Annotated in this window: 14 protein-coding genes, 1 pseudogene and 1 riboswitch; of the genes and pseudogenes, 11 read left to right on the top strand and 4 right to left on the bottom strand. The window is 58.9% G+C overall.

Annotated features, from left to right (window positions below):
• Window positions 1–315: 315 nt before the first annotated feature.
• Window positions 316–415: riboswitch (purine riboswitch) on the top strand.
• A 124-nt stretch (window positions 416–539) separates the two neighbouring features.
• Window positions 540–1,967, top strand: coding sequence for an NAD(P)/FAD-dependent oxidoreductase (locus tag PD282_RS21880; protein WP_274653197.1), 1,428 nt, complete (start codon window positions 540–542; stop codon window positions 1,965–1,967).
• 214 nt (window positions 1,968–2,181) lie between these two features.
• Here the strand turns inward: PD282_RS21880 and PD282_RS21875 are convergent, their stop codons facing one another.
• Complete coding sequence (locus PD282_RS21875) at window positions 2,182–2,850, bottom strand: TetR/AcrR family transcriptional regulator (protein WP_274653195.1); 669 nt, start codon at window positions 2,848–2,850, stop codon at window positions 2,182–2,184.
• Window positions 2,851–3,083: 233 nt separating this feature from the next.
• Here PD282_RS21875 and PD282_RS21870 point away from each other — a divergent pair, with 233 nt between their 5' ends.
• Complete coding sequence (locus PD282_RS21870; RefSeq protein WP_274653193.1) at window positions 3,084–4,253, top strand: MFS transporter; 1,170 nt, start codon at window positions 3,084–3,086, stop codon at window positions 4,251–4,253.
• 42 nt (window positions 4,254–4,295) lie between these two features.
• On the top strand, window positions 4,296–5,729 hold the full coding sequence (locus PD282_RS21865) for an aldehyde dehydrogenase family protein (protein WP_274653191.1): 1,434 nt from the start codon (window positions 4,296–4,298) through the stop codon (window positions 5,727–5,729).
• A 116-nt stretch (window positions 5,730–5,845) separates the two neighbouring features.
• On the opposite strand, the gene PD282_RS21860 is transcribed toward PD282_RS21865, so the two are convergent.
• Window positions 5,846–7,909: a GxGYxYP domain-containing protein gene (locus tag PD282_RS21860; RefSeq protein ID WP_274653189.1), complete on the bottom strand. Its 2,064-nt coding sequence runs from the start codon at window positions 7,907–7,909 to the stop codon at window positions 5,846–5,848.
• A gap of 444 nt (window positions 7,910–8,353) precedes the next feature.
• Here PD282_RS21860 and PD282_RS21855 point away from each other — a divergent pair, with 444 nt between their 5' ends.
• The 7 genes from PD282_RS21855 (at window position 8,354) to PD282_RS21825 (ending at window position 20,529) form a co-directional block, all read left to right on the top strand.
• Window positions 8,354–9,523 (top strand): GntR family transcriptional regulator, encoded by a 1,170-nt coding sequence (locus tag PD282_RS21855; protein ID WP_274653187.1) that lies wholly within the window; start codon window positions 8,354–8,356, stop codon window positions 9,521–9,523.
• Between the two features lie 488 nt (window positions 9,524–10,011).
• Window positions 10,012–13,215, top strand: a complete 3,204-nt coding sequence (locus PD282_RS21850) for an alpha-mannosidase (protein ID WP_274653185.1) — start codon at window positions 10,012–10,014, stop codon at window positions 13,213–13,215.
• Between the two features lie 79 nt (window positions 13,216–13,294).
• Window positions 13,295–14,212, top strand: coding sequence for an ABC transporter permease (locus tag PD282_RS21845; protein WP_274653183.1), 918 nt, complete (start codon window positions 13,295–13,297; stop codon window positions 14,210–14,212).
• A 23-nt stretch (window positions 14,213–14,235) separates the two neighbouring features.
• Complete coding sequence (locus PD282_RS21840; RefSeq protein WP_274653181.1) at window positions 14,236–15,132, top strand: carbohydrate ABC transporter permease; 897 nt, start codon at window positions 14,236–14,238, stop codon at window positions 15,130–15,132.
• A gap of 95 nt (window positions 15,133–15,227) precedes the next feature.
• The gene (locus tag PD282_RS21835) at window positions 15,228–16,898 is read left to right on the top strand and encodes an extracellular solute-binding protein (RefSeq protein ID WP_274653179.1); all 1,671 of its coding nucleotides are present in this window, start codon (window positions 15,228–15,230) and stop codon (window positions 16,896–16,898) included.
• Between the two features lie 151 nt (window positions 16,899–17,049).
• Window positions 17,050–19,254: a hypothetical protein gene (locus PD282_RS21830; RefSeq protein ID WP_274653177.1), complete on the top strand. Its 2,205-nt coding sequence runs from the start codon at window positions 17,050–17,052 to the stop codon at window positions 19,252–19,254.
• A gap of 147 nt (window positions 19,255–19,401) precedes the next feature.
• Window positions 19,402–20,529, top strand: coding sequence for an N-acetylmuramoyl-L-alanine amidase family protein (locus PD282_RS21825; RefSeq protein WP_274653175.1), 1,128 nt, complete (start codon window positions 19,402–19,404; stop codon window positions 20,527–20,529).
• 255 nt (window positions 20,530–20,784) lie between these two features.
• On the opposite strand, the pseudogene PD282_RS27480 reads toward PD282_RS21825, so the two are convergent.
• Window positions 20,785–21,132, bottom strand: a pseudogene (locus PD282_RS27480) (hypothetical protein); the annotation flags it as partial.
• Window positions 21,101–21,349, bottom strand: coding sequence for a ribbon-helix-helix domain-containing protein (locus PD282_RS21815; RefSeq protein WP_274653172.1), 249 nt, complete (start codon window positions 21,347–21,349; stop codon window positions 21,101–21,103). The pseudogene PD282_RS27480 and the gene PD282_RS21815, both read right to left, overlap by 32 nt.
• Window positions 21,350–21,628: 279 nt before the next feature.
• Here PD282_RS21815 and PD282_RS21810 point away from each other — a divergent pair, with 279 nt between their 5' ends.
• Complete coding sequence (locus tag PD282_RS21810; RefSeq protein ID WP_274653170.1) at window positions 21,629–23,053, top strand: ABC transporter substrate-binding protein; 1,425 nt, start codon at window positions 21,629–21,631, stop codon at window positions 23,051–23,053.
• Window positions 23,054–23,164 lie beyond the last annotated feature (111 nt).

Raw genomic sequence — 23,164 nt, 5'->3', positions numbered from 1 at the left:
GTTACGCGGCGGAAACCGGAGCATCGACGCCTTTGGAGAGGTGCGTGATCAGCTTGGCCGGCCGGGGACGCCATCCTTAATCGCAGCTGTCAAAGGACGCTTCAGGCTCCGGCACAAAAAGCGCTGCATCGCTGCAGCGCGGCGGCAGCGGTTTGCAGCGGGTTAAAACGACAGTAGGTAAGATAATGTTCGTCTTTTCGGGCTGAATGTCGGGCGAGCCATAGAAACAACCTGTGTGACAAGCCAAAACCCGAATAATTCCGCCGTTGTCTGTTGACACATTCGGCTGTATGCGGTAACATTTCAAGTGCTGAAACAATTGAATTGTAACCTGTTCGTATAACCCCGAAAATACGGTTTGGGGGTTTCTACGAGGAACCATAAATTCCTGGCTACGAACGGACTGCCTTCGCATGTCCGTTTTGCGCCGGGATTTTTTTTGCGCGCATAAAGCCGCCGACTCGCGGATAGGTTGAAGACGGATGGCACGGGGCATGCGCTGCGCGAGAAGCCAAGCACAGTAGGAGGAAGATACGGACATGAGCCAATACGATGTAATCGTGGTCGGGGCCGGACCGGCCGGCATTTTCGCTTGTTACGAGCTGACGCTGAAGGCGCCGCACTGGAAGGTGCTTCTGGTCGACAAAGGGCATGACATCGACCGCCGCAGCTGCCCGATTTTGGACAATAAAATCAAGCTGTGCCCGCCGCCCGCAGGGCGAAAGGAATTCGCCGGCTGCCTGCCCGCCTGTTCCATTACGGCCGGTTTCGGAGGCGCCGGCGCTTACAGCGACGGGAAATTCAACATCACGACGGAATTCGGGGGGTGGCTGACCGATTACATTCCGCCTTCGAAGGTGCTGGATCTGATCCGGTACGTCGACCAAATCAACCTGGAGCACGGAGCCTCGACGGCCGTGACCGATCCGACGACGGAGACGATCCGCAGCATCGAGCAGCGCGGCTATGCCGCAGGCCTGAAGCTGCTGCGCGCGCAGGTGCGGCATCTCGGCACGGAGCAGAACCTGGAAATCCTGAAATCGATTTACGCTTATTTGCGGCCGCGCATCGATATGATGTTCAAAACCGAGGTAGAGGATATCGTAACGGTCAAGGAAGAGGGGGCGCACCGGGTGACCGGCATCGAGCTGAAGAACGGCGAACGGCACGAGGCAAGCCTCGTTATGATCGCTCCGGGCCGCGACGGCTCGGCCTGGCTGACGGGGCTTCTCAAGAAGCGCCGGTTGAAAATGTTCAACAACCAGGTCGATGTCGGCGTGCGCGTCGAAACGTCGGATGTCGTCATGCGGGAGATCAACGAGCATCTGTATGAGGGGAAATTTATTTTCAACACGTCGGTCGGGACGCGCGTGCGTACGTTTTGCAGCAATCCTTCAGGGCATGTCGTCGTGGAAAACCACAGCGGCGTCATGGCGGCGAACGGCCATTCCTTCAAGGATCCGGCGCGCGGCTCGGCCAATACGAATTTCGCGCTGCTCGTCTCGCACAAATTTACCGAGCCGTTCGACAAGCCGAACGAATACGCCCGCGAAATTTGCAAACGGGCCAACGACCTGTCCGGCGGCGGCGTCATCGTGCAGAAATACGGCGACATTCTGCGCGGGCGGCGTTCGACGGAAAGCCGAATTCGGGAGGGCTTCCTGGAGCCGACGCTGAAGGAGGCGGTGCCGGGCGATCTCGGCCTCGTGCTGCCCTACAATACGATGAAAAGCCTGATCGAGATGATGGAGGCGCTCGATAAGGTGACGCCGGGCATCGCGTCCGAGCATACGTTATTTTACGGTGTCGAGGCGAAATTTTATTCGGCGCGGCCGAAGCTGGCGGATACGCTCGAGACCGAAATCCGCGGTCTCTACTGCGGCGGCGACGGAGCGGGCATTACGCGCGGGCTTGCCCAAGCCGGCGCGGCGGGCGTCTGGATCGCCCGCAGCATGCTGGGGCGGTAAAGCGGCGAACAAATACGGCTTTCGAGGGAGGTGTCTCCCGAAAGCCGGTTTTCGCCGCGGGCTTCCGACTCGTCCGTACCTGTGCCGGAGCGGTAAAACGGCGAACGAAAAACGGCTTTCGAGGAAGGTTGCTTCCCGAAAGCCGTTTTTTTACGTCCGGGGTTCGGCGGCCCCGGCATCGCTTGCAAGGCTCGAACGCCGGCCGGATCTGCGCTTACAGCATCCGGTTGAACTTTTTGACGATGTAATCGATGACCGGTTCGATTCTCGCATCGTCGATGGCGGCCATATGTTCCGGCTTGAACAGGAGCGTCTTTTTGAAGCTGAAATAGTCGTGGAGGATTTGCTCCAGCGAAACTCCGTTCAGCAGCAAATATTTCGCGTCGACGATTTCCCGCAGCAGCAGATTGTCCTGCAGCACGATCAGCTTCTCGTTCACGGGATTAAAATATCCGCTGTCTATTCCTTCCCGGTAAAAGGCCGCCGCTTCCTGGTCGCGCCCGTGCAGCGCCTCCATCAGCCGTTCGTGGAGATCGGGATAGGCGGCCTGCAAATCCTTTTGAAAGACATCCGTCATATTGCCAACGAGCAGGATCGACTGCTCGAACAGCTTCAGAAACCGCTCGCCGATAGCCAGATCGTCCCGGCCGGCAGGCTGCAGGACAAGCTCCTTTATATAATCCTCGTAAAGGCCGACGATTCCCTCGACGACTTCCTCTTTCGACGAAAAATATTTGTACATCGTCGCCCGGCTGACATCCATATATTTGGCGATATCGTCCATGCGCAGGCTCTGGAACCCGTCCTTCATCACGTAGGGATTAAGCCGCTTAAGCAATTTCGTTTTCGTGAGCAGTTGACTGTTTTCTTGCCGGGCGTTCATGTCCGATTCCTCCTTCGAAAATGCCGCTTTGTTTATTATACACAACCTTCCTAACGAAATAAACGATATAATCAAAATAGACATTTTAAATATATAATGTTTACTTTGTCGATCAAACGTGCTATTCTTGTGCCAATCAAGGACAAAGGGGTGCATAAAAAGGTTGAAGCTAATCGAAATCTGACGGGCGAGCGGCCGAATAAAAGGATTGCTGGAGGAGGTATGAACTCAAAATGAAATTAAGCTTTCGCATCGCATTGTTAAGTCTGGCGGTTACCGCCTCGTTCGCCCCGATGCTCGCGGCGCCGGCGGTCAAGCTGCTGATGTCCGATTTTCCGGGTACCGATCCGCTGCTCATTCAGTGGGTCGTGACGTTATCGTCTATCTTTATTTTGCCGACGTTATTCGCGGTCCCTTATTTATCGGGGAGATTTTCGCGGAAAAGCATCCTGATCTTCGGTCTCGTCGTGTATATCGTCGGCGGCATCGGACCGTCCTTCGTGAACTCGGTCGGGTGGATTCTCGTATTCAGGGCCATTCTCGGTCTCAGTATCGGACTCGTCGCGCCGACCTTTAACGCGCTGATTGCGGAGAACTTCCAGGGTCAGGAACGGGCGAAAATGATGGGCCGCGTCACGGCGGTGAACGGGATCGGCGGCGCGGTCTTCCTGTCCATCGGCGGCTTCATCGCTTCGTTCGGATGGAGAAGCGTCTTCTTAAGCTACTTGTACGCGGTCGTGCTGCTTATCCTGGCGCTGCTGTTTATCCCCCGGGTCAAGCCGGCTCCAAGGAAAACCGGCGCTCCCGCCGGCAAGCTGCCCCCAAAATTTTACGGGATTGCGTTGTTAAGCGGGCTTCACGTGATGCTCTATTTCACCATTCCGACGAGCCTGCCTTTATTCCTCTCGGAAAACGGGATCGGCACCGCACAGGCGGTCGGTTATTTTACGGCGGTATCGCTGATCAGCATTTTTATCGCCGGGCTCGTATTCCCGCTGCTGACGAGACTTCTTCGCGGCGCGGTCGTGCCGCTTGGCCTGCTGCTGTACGGACTCGGCTTTTTGCTGGTCGGCGCCGCGCACTCGGTTACGTCAGTCGGCATTGCTGTATTTCTGATCGGCTTCGGGCAGGGGATTTTCTTCCCGCTGTCGTTCAGTAAAACGGCCGAAGCCGTGCCAAGGGACCGGATAACGGGGGGTATTACCGTGCTTCTCGCAAACATCTATGTCTTTCAATTTTTGTGCCCCGTGTTCATGAACGGCGTTCAGAAGCTGCTTCGTTTCTCGGCGAGCCGGGAAATGTACCTGTTTCTTGCTGCCGCGATGGGCGTCTGCGTTATCGTTTCCCTGCTCATAGTAGGAAGAGGAAGAGCGAAGCAGCGCTCGGCGGCAGAGGCTTCATAATTTCATCATTTTCAATTCTCGCAGAAAGAGGCGAATCACAGAATGAAACGAATCGATCGCATTTATATCAACGGACAGTTTATCCGGCCGAACGGTACGGAGGAAATGGATCTTGTGAATCCCTCGACCAAAGAGGTCATCGGCCGCGTCGTCCTGGGGAACGAGGAGGATGTCCGGCATGCCGTCACAGCGGCAAAAGAAGCTTACCGGACGCTGTCGCAGACAACGGTAAAAGAACGCGCCGTTATGCTGCAGCGGCTGCATGATGCGGTGCTGGCCCGAAAGGACGAGCTGGCGGCCGCCAATATCGACGAATACGGCGCTCCGAGGCAGGCGGCGATTTGGCGGATTCCCTTGGCGGCGAACAATTTTCTGGACGCGAAAGAGGCGCTCGAATCGTTTGAATTCGTGCGGTATATCGGGAAAGCGAAGGTAGTATTGGAGCCGGTCGGTATCGTCGGCATCATCACGCCATGGAACGCGAGCTATTCGCAAATTACGGGCAAGCTTGCGGCTGCCATCGCGGCCGGCTGCCCCGCTATTATCAAACCGAGCGAGATGAGCGCAATCCAGACGCAAATTCTGACCGAATGCTTCCATGAGGCCGGATTGCCGGCCGGGGTCATCAACGTGGTGAACGGGCTCGGCGCGACGGTCGGCGCGGAAATGACGCGTCATCCGGATATTGCCCTCATCTCCTTCACGGGCTCCACGCGCACGGGCAAGGAGATTTACCGGGGAGCCGCAGAGACGATGAAGCGGGTGACGCTGGAGCTCGGCGGCAAGTCCCCGACTCTTATTTTGGACGACGCCGATTTTGCCGAAGCCGTTCCCGCCGCGGTTAAGTCGTGCTTCGGCAATAACGGCCAGTCGTGCGTAGCCGGGACGAGACTGCTTGTGCCGGAGCACCGGCTGGAGGAGGTCAAGCGGCTGGCCAAGCAAGCCGCGGAATCGATGAAGGTCGGCGATCCGCTGAACGACGATACGGTGCTCGGCCCGATCGTCAGCGAGAGGCAGTATGAGCATGTGCAGCGGCTGATCCGCTTCGGCATCGAGGAGGGAGCGGAGCTCGTGACCGGAGGGGAAGGGCACCCCGAAGGGCTGGAGACGGGCTATTTCGTGCAGCCAACCGTTTTCGCGGGCGTGACCGAAGCGATGCGGATCGCGCAGGAGGAAATTTTCGGTCCCGTGCTGTCCATTATGACCTACCGGACGGAAGACGAAGCGGTCGAGATCGCCAACAACACGCCATACGGGCTTGCGGCGTATATCAGCTCATCCGACGCGGAGAAGGCCGGCAGGCTGGCATCGCAAATCAAGGCGGGCGTCATTCTGATCAACGGGGCCGGCTTCGAGATGAAAGCGCCGTTCGGAGGCTTCAAGCAGTCCGGGATCGGGCGGGAATACGGCGTGTTCGGCCTGGAGGAATGCCTGGAGACGAAGACGGTGACCGGGTGGGAATCGGCAGTAAAATAAGGACGAACGACAAAAGGCCGCTGCAGCAGCGGCCTTTTGCCTTTCCGTGAGAATGGAATTCCTACTTGACACCCGTTATTCACGACGTTGTGATCTTGCCGACAGAGTCTGTCGTCTTAATTTCCCGGAAGCCCGTTCGCTTCGCGAATAAGCGAGAAGTATTGATCGGCGCGGACCGCCTGGTAGTCCGGCCCGAGCGAATCGTTCAGCGCGGCGACGTCGGTCGGCGTCATGTTCCAGGCGAGAATGCCGAGCGAGACGAAGAGCGGCGACTTGCCGTCCCAATTCGCTTTGGCGTCCGCCAGAATGCGCTGGCCGTCCTGCACCGTGCTGATACCTTGAATCGTCGAGACCGGCAGCTTCCCGTTTACGATTTCGACGCCCGAATGGTCTTCCCAGCTGAGGAACAGACCCGGCACATGGTATTGATTCAGATAAGCGGCGGCCACCGAATCGCTGAGCGGAACGTTATTGCCGGCGACGCGGTTCAGGACGTACGGAATCGTCAGTCCCGTCTTTTTCAAATACGGATATGTTTTCTTCAAATAATCGGCGAACGAATTCTCCGGCCAGGCGTTCGGGTAGAAGTACCCGGCTCCGGAAGGACCTGCGATAAGCATATCGTTGGCCGTCGCGGTGTTCAGGTAATGGCCCAAAATCGCCGGCGCGCCGTCGTACAGCAGCGGGCTCGTCGTCCAGTTCAGCGGCACTTTCCCGCGGCCGGGGTCATCCCACAGATTCCGCATCCGGTGCTCGTTATATTGGAAATTGTCGCCTTCGCTGAACGTGTAGGTGACGTAAATTTTATTTTCCAGCTTGGGCATTTGTACCGGCTTCGGCGGCGCGACGTTCATCGACGTGCCGGAGAACACGGTCATGTTGCTGAACCAGTCGGCGGCGAGTACGTATACGCCGTGGTTCGAGGTGATTTCGGTCGAGTTGAACTCGCCCGCCACGTCGTTGCTGAACCAGCCCAAATACGGCGTGCCCGGCTTCACGTCGGACATGATGCGCTCGAACAGCTCGCGCTGCTCGGGTACGTTGGCGTCGAGCCAAAATACCACCGCTTTGTTCGCCACGGCATAGTCGCGCAGGTAGCCAAACGGCTCCTTCTGCTCGGAGGACAGCGGCTGCACGTTGCCGGCGGAAACTTTATACTGGTTCCACATGTCGACGGAGGCGGTCAGCTGCTTCGTGCCGGCCGGCGGCGTGAACTTGTAGACGAAATAGCTGCCGTTGTCGGCAAAACGGTGGCCGCCGCTGCCGTCGGACAGCTGCGAGTTCTGCCGGTCGTACAAAAACGGCTCCTCCTCCGGCGTGCCGGGAACGAACTGCGCGATCGTCTGCCCGTCGGCTTTGACCGTCACTTCGTGAACCGCGGGTCCCCAGCCGTCCTGCGGGAAAGCGTCGTCAAACCGGAGAAAGACCGAGTCGCTGCCGAGGTACGGCGTCAGGTCGAAATCGTACACCTTCCGGTTGCTGGCGTCGCGAATTTGGGACGCTTCCTGCGCGATCACCTGGAACGAGGCGGGAATGCCGCCCGGAATCGGGATCGATTTATCGGGGCTGAGGCCGATCAGCATCCGGTGGTTCGCCTGCGGCCACAGGTTTTCGTACTGCCAGGTATAAGCGTCCATACGATCCTTGAACTTGCCTTGAAAATCGTACAGCACCTGCAGGTTATACGGAGCGGCGGACAGCTTCTGCGCCAGCTCGGGGCTGGCGACGACGGCATCCTTTAGGCCGGCCATCGTGGTCGCCACGTTGATCGAATCGGGCACCTTCGGATCATAGACGATAACGCCTTTGACCTCGTTCTTGTACTTGCTCAGAATATCCCAGGCGCTGCTCTGGACCTTGTAAGGAACGCCGAGATCGTTCAGCCACGTGTAAGCGCCTTCTTCTTCGTCCTCGAGCAAATAAATGCGCGGTTCCGCGCGGTTGACGATTCCTTGCAGCGTCGCCATAAGCAGCTTGATGTCGCCGGGCGCGTTATAGACATCCGCGACGTCGAGCTGCTTCACCTTCTTGAAGCTGGGAAGCTGCTGCTGCTGCGGCCATACGATGGAACTGCCTTGTGCGCTTGTTACCGGCTGCGGCACTGTCGCGGCGGAGGCCCCGAGGGAGAACGTTACCGCGCCGGCTATTACCAGACCGATTGCGGTCAGCTTTCGAATCACAATTGAACACCTCGTTTTCTCGGATATGGTGGAGCTGGAGATTTCGAAATTCACCTCATAGGAAAGCGCGTACGATGAAGCATGAGAACGTCTTCCTATGGCGATCAAACCTGCCCGTTACCGGACCGCTCAATTGCGAATGGCGCCGATAAAAGGCGCTCACAATTGCATGGTCCGTTTTCCGTTTTCCGGATCCTCCTCCTTTGCTCGCCATTTTTAATACTACAATACATATTTAATATATTGGATATAGTTTTTACAAGTACTTCGACAAAAAATGTTTAAATAAAAGTTCGTTCGGCGCATAGCGAAGCACAAGAAGCTTATGAAATCCGCGAAACCTGCCGTCAGATGTAAACTGCTGCTGTACGCAGGCGGTTGCGCGATGCCGGTTAAAAATATAATATATATACTAAATATTCGACCGAAATTTGGTGATCTGAGATGAACACGACAGACCGGGTACCGCTTTACCAGAAGGTTCAGGAATATATCCGCGAGCTGATCGATACCGAAGGGCTGAAGGAAGGCGACCGCATCCCGACGGAGAAAGAATTGATGGAACGGTTTAACGTCAGCAAAATTACCGTCGTCAACGCCTTGTCGGGTCTCGCCAACGAGAAAATCATTACAAGGGTGCCGGGGCGCGGCAGCTTCGTGAGCGGCCGGGAGGCGGAGGAGCCGGCCGAAGCGCCGGCGCCGCAGGCCCAACCGTCCGCATCGGCGTCCGAAGCGCGGAGCGGGGAAAGCGGCGCCCGCACGGGCATTATCGGTCTCGTCATGCCTTCGATCTACGATTATTTCGCCATCCGGCTGCTTGAAGGAGTCCGCAAGACGCTGGAGGCAAAAGGCTATCGGAGCGTCATTCTGCTCTCCGGCGGCGTGCTGGAGAAGGAGAAGGAAGCGATCAAAACGCTGAAGGACATCGGGGCGGAGGGGCTGCTTGTTTTCCCGGTCGACGAGGAGCAGTATAACGAGGAAATTCTTGCGATGAAGTTCTCGGGCTTCCCGTTCGTCCTGATGGACCGTTATTTGCCGGGCGTGGAGACGAACTACATCGCCTCCGACGGCCGGCTCGGCACCAGTCTTGCGGTCGACCACCTGTGGGAGCTGGGGCACCGGGAAATCGCCATCTGTTCCGATTCGCCGCTGCAGACCGTTACGGTTCAGGAGCGGATCGAGGGCTACATGAACGCGCTGAAGAACAAAGAGGCGCTCATCAATCCGGCCCACATCATCACCGACTTCAGCGTGGACAGCCTGAAGGATGCCGAATCCCATCCGCTGTACCGGTATATCAAGAACCGGATGGCGACGGCGTACATTACGCTGAACGGACGGCTCGGCGTGCAAATTTATCAAATGGCGCGTCAGGCGGGCCTCAGCGTACCCGAAGACTTGTCCATCGTTAGCTTCGACGATCCGACCTCGATCGTGGAGGAATTCAGCATTTTTACGCATATCAAGCAGTTCGAATACGAGATGGGCTGCCGCGCGGCCGAGAATCTGCTGGACGTGATCCGGCAGGGCGGCGGCAGGGGTATCAAGTATGTCAAGACGCTGATCGAGCCCGAGCTTGTCGTCCGCCAGACGTCCGGCCCTCCCCGGGCGTAGGCCGCCGGACGACCGGTCTCCAGGGCATAAACGCAAGACGTCCGGACTCCTCGAGCGTAGACGGCAGACGTCCGGCCCTCCCAGGGTATAGTCCGGCGGCTGGCTGTCCGGCGCAGGAACGGCTGCAAACCTCCGGTTTCCGCTAAGGAAGCCGGAGGTTTATTTGCATGTGTCCGCGGTTATCCGCGGTTTGCGATAGGAACCGGCTTTGCCGCCCCTGAGCGGCGGCGGAAGCCGGTTTTTTGCATGCTTAAAACGTTCGGGACTCGCATATACCCTGGCTTGAACGGGCCAGGGCAAGGTGACTTCCCTGCCTGAAGCGGCAAAGCAAGCTTCGCTGTCAAGGAAAATATTATTCAATAAAAATATATTGAATATATACAATGCATATATTATATTATGGGTAGCCGAAGACGGCATACAGAACAGGCAGCCGGAAGATTAGAGCCTGGACGATATGGCCTGCAAAAAAGGAGACGGAGCTGTAAATGCCATACGAAACGATTAGACCCGAGCAACTGAAAGCGGTGCAGAACCGGCTTCAGGCGAGCATTTACGAGCCGGTTGCGCAGCTGGCCGTGACCGCCTGGGTGACGCCGGAGCCGGTGCCCTACGCGGAACGGATGTCCGGACGGCGGGTGGAGCTTGCTCCCGGCGACAAGTGGGGCGAGCTGTGGGACTGCGCCTGGTTTCATTTCAGCGGGGCGGTGCCGGAGCGGGCGAAGGGCGGCAAGGTCGTCCTGCTGATCGATGTAAACGGCGAGCTGTGCCTGGTCGACGACGATGGAACCCCCGTGCAGGGGCTGACGAATATCAATTCCGAATTCGATTATTCGCTCGGGCTGCCGGGCAAGCGCGTCGTGCACGTCAGCGAATCGTCGACAGGCGCGGAGCGGATCGACCTGTGGGGCGACGCCGGCTGCAACGATCTGTTCGGCCGGTTCCGCAGCGGCACGCTGAAGGAGGCGCTCGTCGCCGTCTGCCGGGAGGAGGTCCGGCAGCTGTATTACGACTGGGAGGTGCTGCTGGAGACGGCGGAGCGGCTGCCGGCGGGCACGGCGCGGAAGGAGCGCATTTTCCGCACGCTTTATGAAGCGTCGCTGCTGCTTACGGCCATTACCGACGAGCGCGTCGCGAAAGCCCGCGAAATGCTGGGCGGACAGCTGGCCCTTCGAGGCGGCGACCCGGTGCTGACGATCAGCGCCGTCGGTCATGCGCATATCGACCTGGCGTGGCTGTGGCCGATTCGCGAGACGATCCGCAAGGGAGCGCGGACGTTCTCGACGGCGCTGCGCATGATGGAGCGGTATCCCGATTACGTGTTCGGGGCAAGCCAGCCGCAGCTGTACGACTGGATGAAGAGCCGCTATCCGAAGCTGTACGGCCGGATCAAGGAGCGGGTGAAGGAAGGCCGCTGGGAGCCGCAGGGGGCGATGTGGGTAGAGTCCGACACGAACGTGCCCGGCGGGGAATCGCTCGTCCGGCAAATTTTGTACGGCAAGCGGTTTTTCCAAGCGGAGTTCGGGCAGGACATGAAGACGCTCTGGATGCCCGACGTGTTCGGCTATACGGCGAGCCTGCCGCAAATTCTGAAAAAATCCGGCGTCGATTACATGATGACGCAGAAGCTGTCGTGGAGCGTATACAACCGCCATCCCCACCACACGTTCATGTGGGAAGGAATCGACGGCTCGAAGGTGCTGACGCATATGCCCCCCGAGGATACGTACAACAGTCCGGCTGCGCCGCGTTCGATTGTGAAGGCGGAGCAGGATTATTTGGACAAAGGCGTATCCGACCGATGCCTGATGCTGTTCGGCATCGGCGACGGCGGAGGCGGCCCGGGCGAGGAGCACCTGGAACGGCTGGCGCGCGAGCGCAATCTGCTGGGCTTAAGCCCGGTCGTGCAGGAGCCGTCGGCGCGGTTTTTCGAGCGGCTTGCCGAAGGCGCGGACCGCTACCGGACCTGGAGCGGGGAGCTGTATCTCGAGAAGCATCAGGGCACGCTGACGAGCCAGGCCCGGAACAAGCGGTACAACCGCAAGCTGGAGAAGGCGCTGCGGGAGCTCGAATTCGCCGCCGTGCTGGCGGAGCTTGCGGGCGGACGGCCTTATCCGGCCGAAGCGCTGGAGGATATGTGGAAGGAAGTGCTGCTTTACCAGTTCCACGATATTTTGCCGGGCTCGTCGATCAAGCGGGTGTACGACGAGTCGCTGGAGCGTTACGCGGCGCTGCTGGAGCGGACCGGCCGGATGATCACCGAGGCCTATGCAGCGGCGGCCGGCCGGGAGACCGGAACGATCGTGTTCAACTCGCTGCCGTGGGAGCGGGAGGAATGGCTCAAGCTGGACGGGCGCTGGCGGCGCGTGTGCGTGCCGGCGATGGGGTATACCGTGCTGGATGAGACGTCCGGCGCCGGCGCCGATGTGTCTGAGAATGCAGCTCCCGGTCAGGCCTCGGGGCTTGCAGCGCAGGAGGCCGCGGAGAAATTCGAGACGCTGCGCGTGTCGGCAGGCGAGCGCGAGGCCGAGAACGAGCTGCTGAAGATCACGTTCGACGACAAGGGCGCCATCGTATCGATTCTCGACAAGGAGCAGGGGCGCGAAATCGTGCCGCAGGGGAAGCGGGCGAACAATTTGCGCGTTTACGCCGACGACGGCGACGCCTGGGATTTCCGTCAGGATTACCGGGAGACCGGCGGCATGCCGCTGCGGCTGCTGAACATGAGCGAAATCGCGGACGGACCGACGGCCGGTTTCGTCATGCGCTACGCTTTCGGCGAGTCCGAGCTTGTGCAGCGCGTCGTTCTGACCGCAGGCAGCCGCAGGATCGATTTCGAGACGACGGCGGACTGGAAGGAATCGGGCAAAATGCTCCGCACGTCGTTCCCGGCGGACGTCCGCGCGGACAGCGTCGTCTGCGACATTCAATTCGGGTACCTGAAACGGCCGACGCACCGCAATACGATGTGGGATTACGCAAAGGACGAAATCTGCGCGCATCATTATGTCGATCTGTCCGAGCCGGATTACGGGGTGGCGCTGCTGAACGACTGCAAGTACGGGCATCGCGCCGAAGGAAGCGAGCTCGACCTGAACCTGCTGCGCAGCCCGTCCTACCCCGATCCGGACGCGGACCGCGCCGGGCATGCGTTTACGTACTCGCTATATCCGCATCCGGGAGATCACGTCCGGGCCGAGGTGTATAAGCGCGGCTGCGAGCTTAACGTGCCGCTGCGGACGGCGGGCGGCGCGGATTCGGGCGGCTTGCGGCCGGATGAGCGGCGCGCGCCCGAAGCGCTGACCGCGACAGCCGGGGCGGCGGCAGGCGAGCGCAGCGGTACCGAGGCGCCGGCCGCAGCGCAAGCGGCCGTATACGAGACGGCCGCGGCTGCCGAAGGCGCGGCCGCATGGCCGGCCGGCCGGTCCTTCCTGCTGCCGGGTCATCCGCACGTGATGGTTGAGGCGGTGAAGCGGTCCGAGGACGGCGGCGGCCTCGTCGTCCGGCTGTACGAAACGGCCGGTACGCGGCTGCAGACGACGCTGGCGGCAGGCTTCTCTTTCGCGGAGGCATGGCTGGCCGACTTGATGGAGACGAAGCTCGAGCGGCTGGAGACGGACGGGGCGAACATTCCGCTGTCGTTCGGACCGTTCGAGATCAAGACGGTCCGCTTCGAGGCTCCCGCATTGTAAGGCCCCCGGACGGGCGGCGCGGCCCGGGCCGCCGCTCCGGCCGTCCGTCTTCTACACGACGAAGAAGGAGGAACCGCAAGTGACGGCATCCCTGCTGTGGAAACGCATTTGGCGGCACAGGCTGTTTTACCTGTTTCTGCTGCCCGGCATTGTCTGGTTTTTTATCTTCTCCTACGTGCCGCTCTTCGGCATCCAGGTCGCATTCCGCGATTTCCGGTTTACGGGCGGCTTTACCGGCAGCCCGTGGGCGGGACTGAAATATTTTCGCCAATTCTTCGATTATTATTTGGCCGGCGACCTGATCCGGAACACGCTGATCATCAGCGCGATGAAGCTTATCGTCGGTTTTACGATGCCGATCGTGCTTGCGATCCTATTGAACGAAGTTCGCAGCCTTAAATTCAAGAAAACGGTGCAAACGCTTTCATATCTGCCGTATTTCGTCTCCTGGGTCGTGGTCGTTACGCTGATGCAGCGCCTGCTCACCCCGTACGGCGGGCCGGTCAACGATTTTCTGGTCGCTTCCGGGGCGGTCAAAGACCCGATCCAGTTTCTGAACAATACGACCTGGTTTTATCAGATTATCGTCGGTTCGGACGTATGGAAAAACATCGGCTGGAACTCGATCATCTACATGGCGGCCATCGCCGGCATCGACCAGCAGCTGTACGAGGCGGCGAAAATCGACGGGGCGGGACGGTTCCGCCAAATCTGGCACGTGACACTGCCCGGCATACGCGGCATTTCCGTCATTCTGTTCATTCTCGCCACCGGCAGCCTGATGAGCGCGGGCTTTGAGCAGCTCCTGCTGCTGAACGGACCGGCGACGGCGGCGATCGGCAGCGTGCTCGACGTCCACGTCATTAATTCCGGCATCAGCGAAGGACGTCTCAGCTACGCGGCCGCCGTCGGATTGTTCCAGAGCGTCATTGCGCTGATTCTCATTTTGACGGTCAACCGGATTGCCCGCAAGGTGAGCGACGTGTCCCTTTTCTAACGAACCGGAAGGAGTGAGACGGTATGGCGAGCAGGAAGCTCCCTTTGTTCGAGCTGCTGAATTATACGCTTTTGACGCTGTTCGCATTAACGATGATTTATCCGTTCATTTATATTCTCGTCTATTCGCTGAACGACGGGAAGGACTCGATGCTCGGGGCGCTGTATTTCTTCCCCCGCAAGTTTACGATGGACAATTACGCGCAGGTGTTCGAGAACCATCGGATCTGGCAGGCTTATAAAATCACGATCATGCGGACGCTGCTGGGCACGTTCCTGCATGTGTCGCTCTGCACGATGATGGCGTACGCGCTGTCGAAGAAGTCGCTTCCGGGGCGCACGTTTTTCGCTTATTACATTTTTCTGCCGACCATCTTCAGCGCGGGCTTTATTCCGTTTTTCATTACGCTGCAAAAGCTGCATCTGATCAACACCTTCTGGGTATATGTCATTCCGCTGCTGTTCAGTTTTTTTCATATCGTCATCATTCGCACGTTTCTGCAGGGGATCCCGGAGGAGCTGGAGGAATCGGCGCGCATCGACGGCTACGGCGATTTTCAAATTTTCCTGAAAATCATTCTTCCGCTGTCGGGGCCGGTGCTGGCGACCATCTCGCTGTTTATCGGCGTCACCCATTGGAACGACTGGTTTTCCGGCGCTTATTACGTATCCGACAAAAATCTGATTCCCGTCCAGACGCTGCTCCAGCAAATGCTGACTGAAGCGGAAGCGCTTTCTTCTTCCTTGCAGCGGGCGTCCCAGGAGGGCGGACAGACGGTCAACGTCAACCTCGCCGGCTCGACGCCGGAATCGCTGCGGATGGCGCTGCTTGTCATTACCGTGTTTCCGATTTTGTGCGTTTATCCGTTCCTGCAGCGGTATTTCGTGAAGGGCACGATGCTCGGCTCGGTGAAAGGCTGAGCGCCGATTGGGCTTTTTGCGGCAAAAGGATAAACGTTCCGCGCTCGGCGGGACTTTATCATAGAGGACTATACTTGTTAACGGGAGGGGTTCGTATGTGGAACAAGCGGCTCAAACTGGCTTCGGCTTTACTTGCGGCGAGCTTGATGGGCGGCGCGCTTGCCGGCTGCACGAGCGGCGGTAATAACGGCGGCGGAAATACCGGGAGTTCCGATTCCGGCGGCAGCGCCGGCACGGGCAAGACGGTAACGCTGAAAATTTTGCACAACTGGAACGGCTCGAGCGGCGGCGACGTCGACATGACGCCGATCGCCAAAGCGATCGAGGAGAAGACGGGCGTGAAGGTGGAGTTCGATTATACGAAAGGCAGCGAGGTCGAGAAGGTCAACACGATTTTCGCGACGCAGGATCTGCCCGACATCTATACCGGCCCGGCATGGGGCGGCGAGCTCGACGGCATCATTAAAGCGGCGAACGAGGACCAGCTGGTCGATATTTCGGGCAAGCTGGCCAATTATCCGAACCTGGAGAAGGAGATCGCCAAGGAAAACATGCCGCCGGCGCTGTACGACAAGGCGGAAGGCGCCTTCGGCGACAAACGGTATTTGCTGTACCAGAACCAGCCGGCGACGGACAAGGACGCAATGGATTGGCTGTACGGCTTTTATATCCGTAAAGATATCGCGCAGAAGGTCGGCGTCGACCCGCAGTCGGTGAAGACGAAGGACGACCTGTACAGCCTGCTGAAAAAAATCAAGGACGCGGGACTGAAGGAAAACGGCCTGCCCGTCATTCCGCTCGGCGGCTTCCACAGCGGCTGGGCCGTCACGATTGGCAACACGATGTTTTACGGGGCGGATTATGCCGATAAAGGCGACGGGACGCTGGAGCATTCGTTCTTCACGAAAGCGTACGAGGATTACACGCTGTACTACCGGAAGCTGATCTCCGAAGGGCTGCTGGATCCCGAAGCGTTCACGCAGACGGACCCGATCGCGAACGAAAAAGTGCAGCAGGGCCGCATCGCCATTCTGGCCGCGCATTACCCTGCCATTCTCGACGCTTCCAAGGAATACGTGAAAGCGCATCCAGGCAGCGACTACGTGCCGATCGGGCCGCTGGAGCGGGCCGGAGCCGAGCCGAACCGGCCGGCCGACCTCGCGATTCAGGGCAATAACGTGACGGCCATCACGAAAGCGTGCAAAAATGTGGACGCGGCGCTGAAGCTGCTCGATTTCCTCGCGTCCGATGAAGGCTTCAAGCTCGTGCATTACGGCATTGAAGGCGTCCATTACGACATGGTGAACGGCAAGCCGGTCGCGAAAAAGGAATTTTTCGATAAATTCGCCACGGATACGACGGGCAAAGCAAAGAAGAACGAAGGCTTCGGCATCGGCTTCGAAAGCATGACCGGCCAGGACCGCACCAACTCGCTCGGCGGCGACATTTGGGCCGATCAGGATCGGATCGCGGCAATGGAAAACGCGCGCAAAATTCTCCGCCCGAACGGCATCAAGGTGATCTCCGCCTACAATCCGGGAGACGTCATCTCCAAATCGCCGGAATGGGACTCGCTGAAACCGTCGATGGATCAGATCAGCGACGTCTGGCAGCAGGCGATTTTCGCGAAGTCGGACGCCGACGCGCTCAAGATTCTGAATGCGCTGCGCGACCAGATGAAGAAGACCGGCTATGACGATGCGATGAAATATGTAAACGATAATTTGAAGGGCAAGGAAGTCGTGAAGCTGGGACTGCCGAACTGACGGTCCCGCACATGTCCGGAAATGCAGAGCGCGCGCCGTTTCCGAGCGCGCGCTCTGATGCTTCCCGCAGCGTCAGCGGCGCGCTGGCCTGCGAGCGGGAACCGACCCGGACAAATCGAACCGGCGAAGGCCGAAGGAGGTAAGTAACGTCTTGAGCGGATTAACGAAAAGAAGTCCCGAGTGGACCGGGTTTCAGGAGTCGCGGCCGTATGGGCCGAAATACGATTTGCGCACGGACTTCGTCATGGTATACGGCATCGGCGCCGATTTGCCGGAGCGCATCGAAGGATGGAAGCGGGCCGGCTATACGATTCACCTGATGACGGGCGTGTCATGGGGCCAGTACCAGGACTACCTGTATGGCCGCTTCGACGGCCGCGACCATTGGGACGAAGCGCAGACGGACAGGGAAGGCAAGCATCTGCTGCACGGCAAGGACGTGCCGTATATGGTGCCGACGATTTCGTTCGCCGAATATTTGGCGACGTACATCAAGACGGCGATCGATTGCGGCGCCGAGGCGATTCATATGGAGGAGCCGGAATATTGGGCTCAGTCCGGCTATTCGGAAGCGTTCAAGCGGGAGTGGCTGAACTACTACGGGGAGGAATGGATTCCCCCGCACAGCTCTCCGGACGCCCAATACCGGGCTTCCAAGCTGAAGGCGGCGCTTTATTACCGGACGCTGGACCGGATTTGCAGCCAGATGAAGGAATATTCGCTGGTGACGTACGGACGGACGGTCCGTTTCTACGTGCCGACGCACAGCCTCATCAATTATACGCAGTGGCGCATCGTCAGCCCCGAAGCGCTGCTCGTGTCGATGCCGTCCTGTGACGGCTTTATCGCGCAGATTTGGACGGGAACGGCGCGAACCGCGAATGTCTATAAGGGTGTCCGCCGCGAGCGGACGTTCGAGACGGCTTACCTGGAATACGGCATTATGCAGGAGCTGACGCGCGGTACGGGACGCGACATGTGGTTTCTGCACGATCCGATCGAAGACAACCCGCGCTACGCCTGGAACGATTACCGGAAAAACTACCGCGCGACCGTCGTCGCTTCGCTGCTTCACCCCGGGGTGAGCCGGTACGAGGTTTGCCCGTGGCCGCGCCGCGTGTTCGAAGGCAGCTATCCGAAGGAGGACGGCACCGGGAAAGAAACGATTCCCGGCGATTACGCCACCGTCCTGCTGACGGTGATGAACGTGCTGCGCGATATGCACAATCATGAAGAGGAGGCCGGGGACAGCGGCGGCCGGGCGCCGTATACGACGGGCATCGGTCTCTGCCTGGCCAATTCGGCCATGTATCAGCGCGGCGACGTCATCGCGGAGGGCGAAGACCGGCAAAGCTTCAAATACGACGGCACCGGGGCGCCCGGCTCGCTGTCGGCGGAGCAGCAGGAGCTGCTCGATTGGTCGGCCTTCTATGGGCTCGCGCTGCCGCTCGTGAAGAAGGGCATCCCGCTGCGTCCCGTGCAGCTGGACAATATTTTGACGTTCCCGGGCTATTTGGAAGGCTACCGGGTGCTGATGCTCAGCTACGAATTCATGAAGCCGGAGCACCCGGGCATCCATCAGGCGATCGGCCAATGGGTGCGGGAGGGCGGCGTGCTGATCTACGCCGGCGACGGCTCGGATCCTTTCCACGGCGTGCGGGAGTGGTGGAACCGCGGAGCCGGCAGCCGGACGTACGACAGGCCGGAGGAGCATCTGTTCGAATCGCTCGGGCTCGGGCGCAATCCGGAGGAAGGCGAGTATCCGGTCGGGGACGGGGCCGTTATTTATATCCAGGTGAGTCCCGCCGCCCTCTCGCGGTCGGAGGAAGGCGCGCAGCGCGTATGCGCCGGCGTTCGGCGGGCGTTGGAGCTGCGCGGAGAGGCGGGCGATTACAAGGAAAGCGGCGCGCTGCGAATCAAACGCGGCCCGTATGTGATCGCCCGCGCGCTGGACGAGACGGATTCGACATCCGCAACGGTACTGGAAGGCCGGTTTATCGACCTGTTCGAAGCGGACCTTCCCGTGCGGAACGGCGTGGAGCTGAAGCCGGGCGAAGATTGCCTGCTGTACGATTTGAACGGCGCGGGGAAGCCGGCCTTGACCGGAGAGCCCGAAATCCTGGTCAGCTCGTCGCGCATCCGCGACGAGCGGCGGGAAGCGGGCCGGCTCGTTTTCGTATCCGAGTCCCCGGCCGGTATGACCGTCAGCACGCGCATACGCTGTTCCGCTCCGCCCCGCAGGGCCGTGGCGGGGGGTTCGCAGCCGGCGGATGTCCGTTTCGACCCGGATACCGGCACGCTGCTTGTCCGTTATCCCGGCGATCCGGAGGGCGCGCAGGTCGAGCTGGAATGGTAGATTAGGCGCAGGAGCCCGGCTGCCGCGGGCTCCCGTTCGGTTCTTCTGAACGAAATTACGTCATGAATCTTTGAAAAGGGGTGCCCAATTCTCCCAGACGTTGATATAATGAACAATACAAAAAACACCAATGGAGAGGTTTGGGCATTGAAAAAAATCGTATGCGGAATGTTGATTGCCCTGTTGTTCCTGGGCGCAGCACGGGCGATTCCCGCCGAAGCGGGAACCGCGGGCACCTACAAGGTTTCGGTGGATACGCTTACCGTGCGCGATGAACCGAGCGGCAGCGCCGACGAGGTCGGGTACCTGAAGCAGGGCGAGACGGTAGCCGTCTCGGACGAGCAGTACGGGTGGATGAAGGTCAAGGCCGGCAGCCTGTCCGGCTGGGTGGCCGGCTATTATCTGGTGAAGACATCGTCAAAGGGCGCGTCGGCGTCCACGGCGTCTACGGCGGGCTCCTCTGGAAAAGGCAAGGACGACGTACATATTGCTTCCGTCTCCGACCAAGGAGTCGTGACGGGCGATTCCGTTCGTATCCGCAAAGGGCCGGGAACGAGCTACGATATGATCGGCAGCCTCAGCAAAGGGGACAAGGTCAACCTCCTGGACAGCAAAAGCGGCTGGTTTAAGGTGCTGACCGAAAGCCGGGTCGAAGGGTGGATGTCCGGCCAATATATCGGCGGCGCATCGGCCGGGGCTTCATCCGAAAATAAGCCGCCTTCCGCGCACGGCGGCCTCCGCGGCAAGGTCATCGTGGTCGATCCCGGCCATGGCGGCGACGATCCGGGCATGATCGGCACCTATTTGGGCACGGAAGAGAAGGACTTGACGCTCAGCACCGGGAAGCTCTTGGCGGACAGGCTGCGCAGCCTCGGCGCGAAGGTCATTATGACCCGCACCAGCGACACCAAGCCTTCGCTGTCCGACCGGGTGGAGATCAGCGAGTCGGCAAGAGCCGATGCGTTCGTCAGCATTCATTACAACTCTTCCACGAAGAATACTTCCGGCACGCTGGCTTTTTATTATTCGGAAAACAAAGACGAGCCGCTGGCGCGCGCCATCGACGGCCATCTCGGCAAGAATGCGGTCGGGCTGAAGAACAACGGCATCTCGTTCGGCGATTTCCATGTGCTGCGCGAGAATAACCAGCCAGCGGCGCTGGTGGAGCTCGGGTTTCTGACCAACAAGCAGGACGAGAAGCTGGTCCGGACGTCCAGCTTCCAGCGGGACGCGGCCAATGCCATCGCGGCCGGCCTGCAGGATTATTTTCAATAGGAATGAACAGGCGCTGTCCAATAAGTCACTCAAGCAAAAAAGTTGGAGGGAAACGTAACGTTTCCGCTCCAGCTTTTTTTTGTGGCGGCAGCTTTTGTAGGAAGGCAGCGAGGCAGCGCAAGCGACCTCTTTGATGGCCTCCTTCAACAGCCGGCTGGACAGCTTTACCGATCCTTTGGCTTCCGGCGGCAGCGCAATTTGCGGAAAATGTGCCGGATTCATGCCGTGCAGCCGGAAGACGGAGGCTCCCGCCCGAATGGTGAGGCGAGACGAATCCGCCGCTTCAATCGTTACCGGCCCGGCGGGCAGCCGCCGGAAAATATCGGTCAAATACCGTGCCGGGATGACGGCAGCGCCGTGCGTGCCGCCAGGCAAGCCGCTCGTTTGAGCGGGTATCGCGGCCTGTATGGACAGGCCGGTCTTGACGGCCGTCAGCGTAAGGCTTCCGGAGCCGGCTTCGATTTTTAGCCCGTTCATGATTGGCTGTTCCGAAGCATCGGCCGATATCGCATGGGTTGTATACTTCAAAGCGCGTAGCAGCTCGTTCCGGTCAGCGATAATCCGCACCCGCTCACCCCCGTTCCCCGTTCGCCATTCCCGCATGGATCAGCGTCCGCAGCAGCTCGGATTTCGAGCAGCCGAGGGCGGCGCACTGCCGCTCAATCGCCTCCCACGTTTCCCCGGGCAAAGTCAGCGATATTTTTTTCGTTTCGCCGATCGCTTTTCGGCCGGAGCCGGCTCGCGGACCGCCTCTTGCGAACATAAGCGACAGCTGGCCATCCCGGTCGGGAACGGCAAGTCTAACTTCTTTCTGCGGCATTCGGCTGCACCATCCCTATTTGAAATAGGTAACTAAAACCAAAAGAAAGCTACTTTTAACTTAGCATGTTTATACCCATTTGGCAACGCTGACCTAGCAAACAAGCGTCGAACCTGCCAGCTGCACGACGTGTGCGCCAGCCGGAGCCCGTCCGCTGACGCACGTATATTTTAGCAAGATTTTAAGTGTAAAATATGGGATTTGATAGAAAATATATGATACAATTTACAAGGAAAATTTAGGATTAACCGATCGAATTCGAAAAGAGGAGTGTGGGAGTTGAAGGATTTACGCTTCAGGCAAATCGCCATGATCGGGCTGGCCTGCATGCCGATTGTGCTGGCGGGATGCAGTCTGACTGGCGGAAGCCCGCAGAAAAGCACGGAAAAAAAAGCATTGAAGGTGATGTTTTACGACGAAAGATCGTTTTACAGTCAGCTCGGGCTCGCGTATTCGGCGGTTCATCCGGATGTGGACGTAACCGTCGTCACCAATCAGCAGAACGGCCCGTTCGATCCGAACAAAGATCCCGAAGCCGAGCTGGAGAAATTCGTCGACAAGGAACAGCCCGACGTCGTGATGCTGACCCCGGATCAGCTGACCAAATTTGCCGGAGAGAACCGGCTGCTGGAGCTCGATACGGTGGTTCAGGATAAAAACTATCACCAGGAGACGCTCATCCCCGGCTATCTCGATTATATGAAGGGGCTGACCGGCGGAAAGCTGTACGGCCTTTCCCCCATCTTTTACAGTCAGGTCGTGTTTTACAATAAGGACTTGTTCAATAAATACGGCATCTCGCCGCCAACCGATAAAATGAGCTGGGACCAGATGATTCAGCTCGCGCAGCGGTTTCCGACGGACGGCACGAAGGACAGCCGGGTTTACGGGCTTTCGCTCGGCTATACCACCGATCTTTATCAGCTCGGCAGCCTGATCGGTTCTTCCGAAAATCTCAGTACGGTCAATCCGGCCACCAAGCAGGTGACCATCAATACGCCCGCATGGAAGAAAGTATTCCAAACGGCGCTGAGTGCGATGAAATCCGGCACGCTTTATTCGGAAACGCCGACTCCGACAAGCGGCAGCACGAGCTACGAGGATTACCTGCTGCAGGATCCTTTTATCGCGGGCATGGTCGGCATGGTATTGCAGGGCGGCTACTATTTGCAGCAAATCAAGGAAGCGCAGACGAGAGCGGCGGACAAAGCGATCAAAAACTGGGATATCGTGACGATGCCGGTCGATCCGAACAATCCGGATTCCACCTCCTACATGTCGTTCAACCAGATTTACGCCGTGAACGCCAAATCGGTCAACGCCGACACGGCCAAGGAATTTATCCGGTATGTGACGAGCGAGGATTACGCCAGATTGGCATCCAAGCTGCAGGACGGCACACTCCCTGTCCGGACAGCGTATATCCAGGACGACGGCAATCATAATATGAAGGCGTTCTACAGTCTGAAGCCGTCGAATGCTTCGCTTAACGAGGCTTACAGCAAGCTCCCGCAGAGCTTTCTCATGTCGTTTTTCGGGATGGCGCAGCAGAAGCTGAAGGAAGTGCCGGATGGTAAAGCCTCGCTCGATCAGGCTTTGGCGGATATCCAGACGCAGGGCCAGCAGGAGCTGCAGAAGGCGCTGGCCGACGAGGCGAACAAAGCGCAGTCGTCGCAGTCGGGAAGCGGCACGGGCGCAGGCTGAACGTAAACGGACGGCCGAAACGGTTCATAACGAGCCGTTTCGGCCTTTTTTTTTGCTGCATCGGATCGTTTCATTGCGCTCAAGCATCGGCAGCTTCGGCCTTTTCCGGGC

This window comes from Paenibacillus humicola (genome assembly GCF_028826105.1).
Classification (GTDB): Bacteria; Bacillota; Bacilli; order Paenibacillales; family Paenibacillaceae; genus Paenibacillus_Z; species Paenibacillus_Z humicola.
The sequence above is the reverse complement of the archived record's forward strand: the minus strand, read 5'-3'. Positions and strand labels throughout refer to the sequence as shown.

Bases quoted from the DNA above. Each gene is read 5' to 3' on its own strand.
- PD282_RS21880 (WP_274653197.1), top strand. From the start codon at position 540: ATGAGCCAATACGATGTAATCGTGGTCGGGGCCGGACCGGCCGGCATT.
- PD282_RS21875 (WP_274653195.1), bottom strand. From the start codon at position 2,850: ATGAACGCCCGGCAAGAAAACAGTCAACTGCTCACGAAAACGAAATTG.
- PD282_RS21870 (WP_274653193.1), top strand. From the start codon at position 3,084: ATGAAATTAAGCTTTCGCATCGCATTGTTAAGTCTGGCGGTTACCGCC.
- PD282_RS21865 (WP_274653191.1), top strand. From the start codon at position 4,296: ATGAAACGAATCGATCGCATTTATATCAACGGACAGTTTATCCGGCCG.
- PD282_RS21855 (WP_274653187.1), top strand. From the start codon at position 8,354: ATGAACACGACAGACCGGGTACCGCTTTACCAGAAGGTTCAGGAATAT.
- PD282_RS21850 (WP_274653185.1), top strand. From the start codon at position 10,012: ATGCCATACGAAACGATTAGACCCGAGCAACTGAAAGCGGTGCAGAAC.
- PD282_RS21840 (WP_274653181.1), top strand. From the start codon at position 14,236: ATGGCGAGCAGGAAGCTCCCTTTGTTCGAGCTGCTGAATTATACGCTT.
- PD282_RS21835 (WP_274653179.1), top strand. From the start codon at position 15,228: ATGTGGAACAAGCGGCTCAAACTGGCTTCGGCTTTACTTGCGGCGAGC.
- PD282_RS21815 (WP_274653172.1), bottom strand. From the start codon at position 21,349: ATGCCGCAGAAAGAAGTTAGACTTGCCGTTCCCGACCGGGATGGCCAG.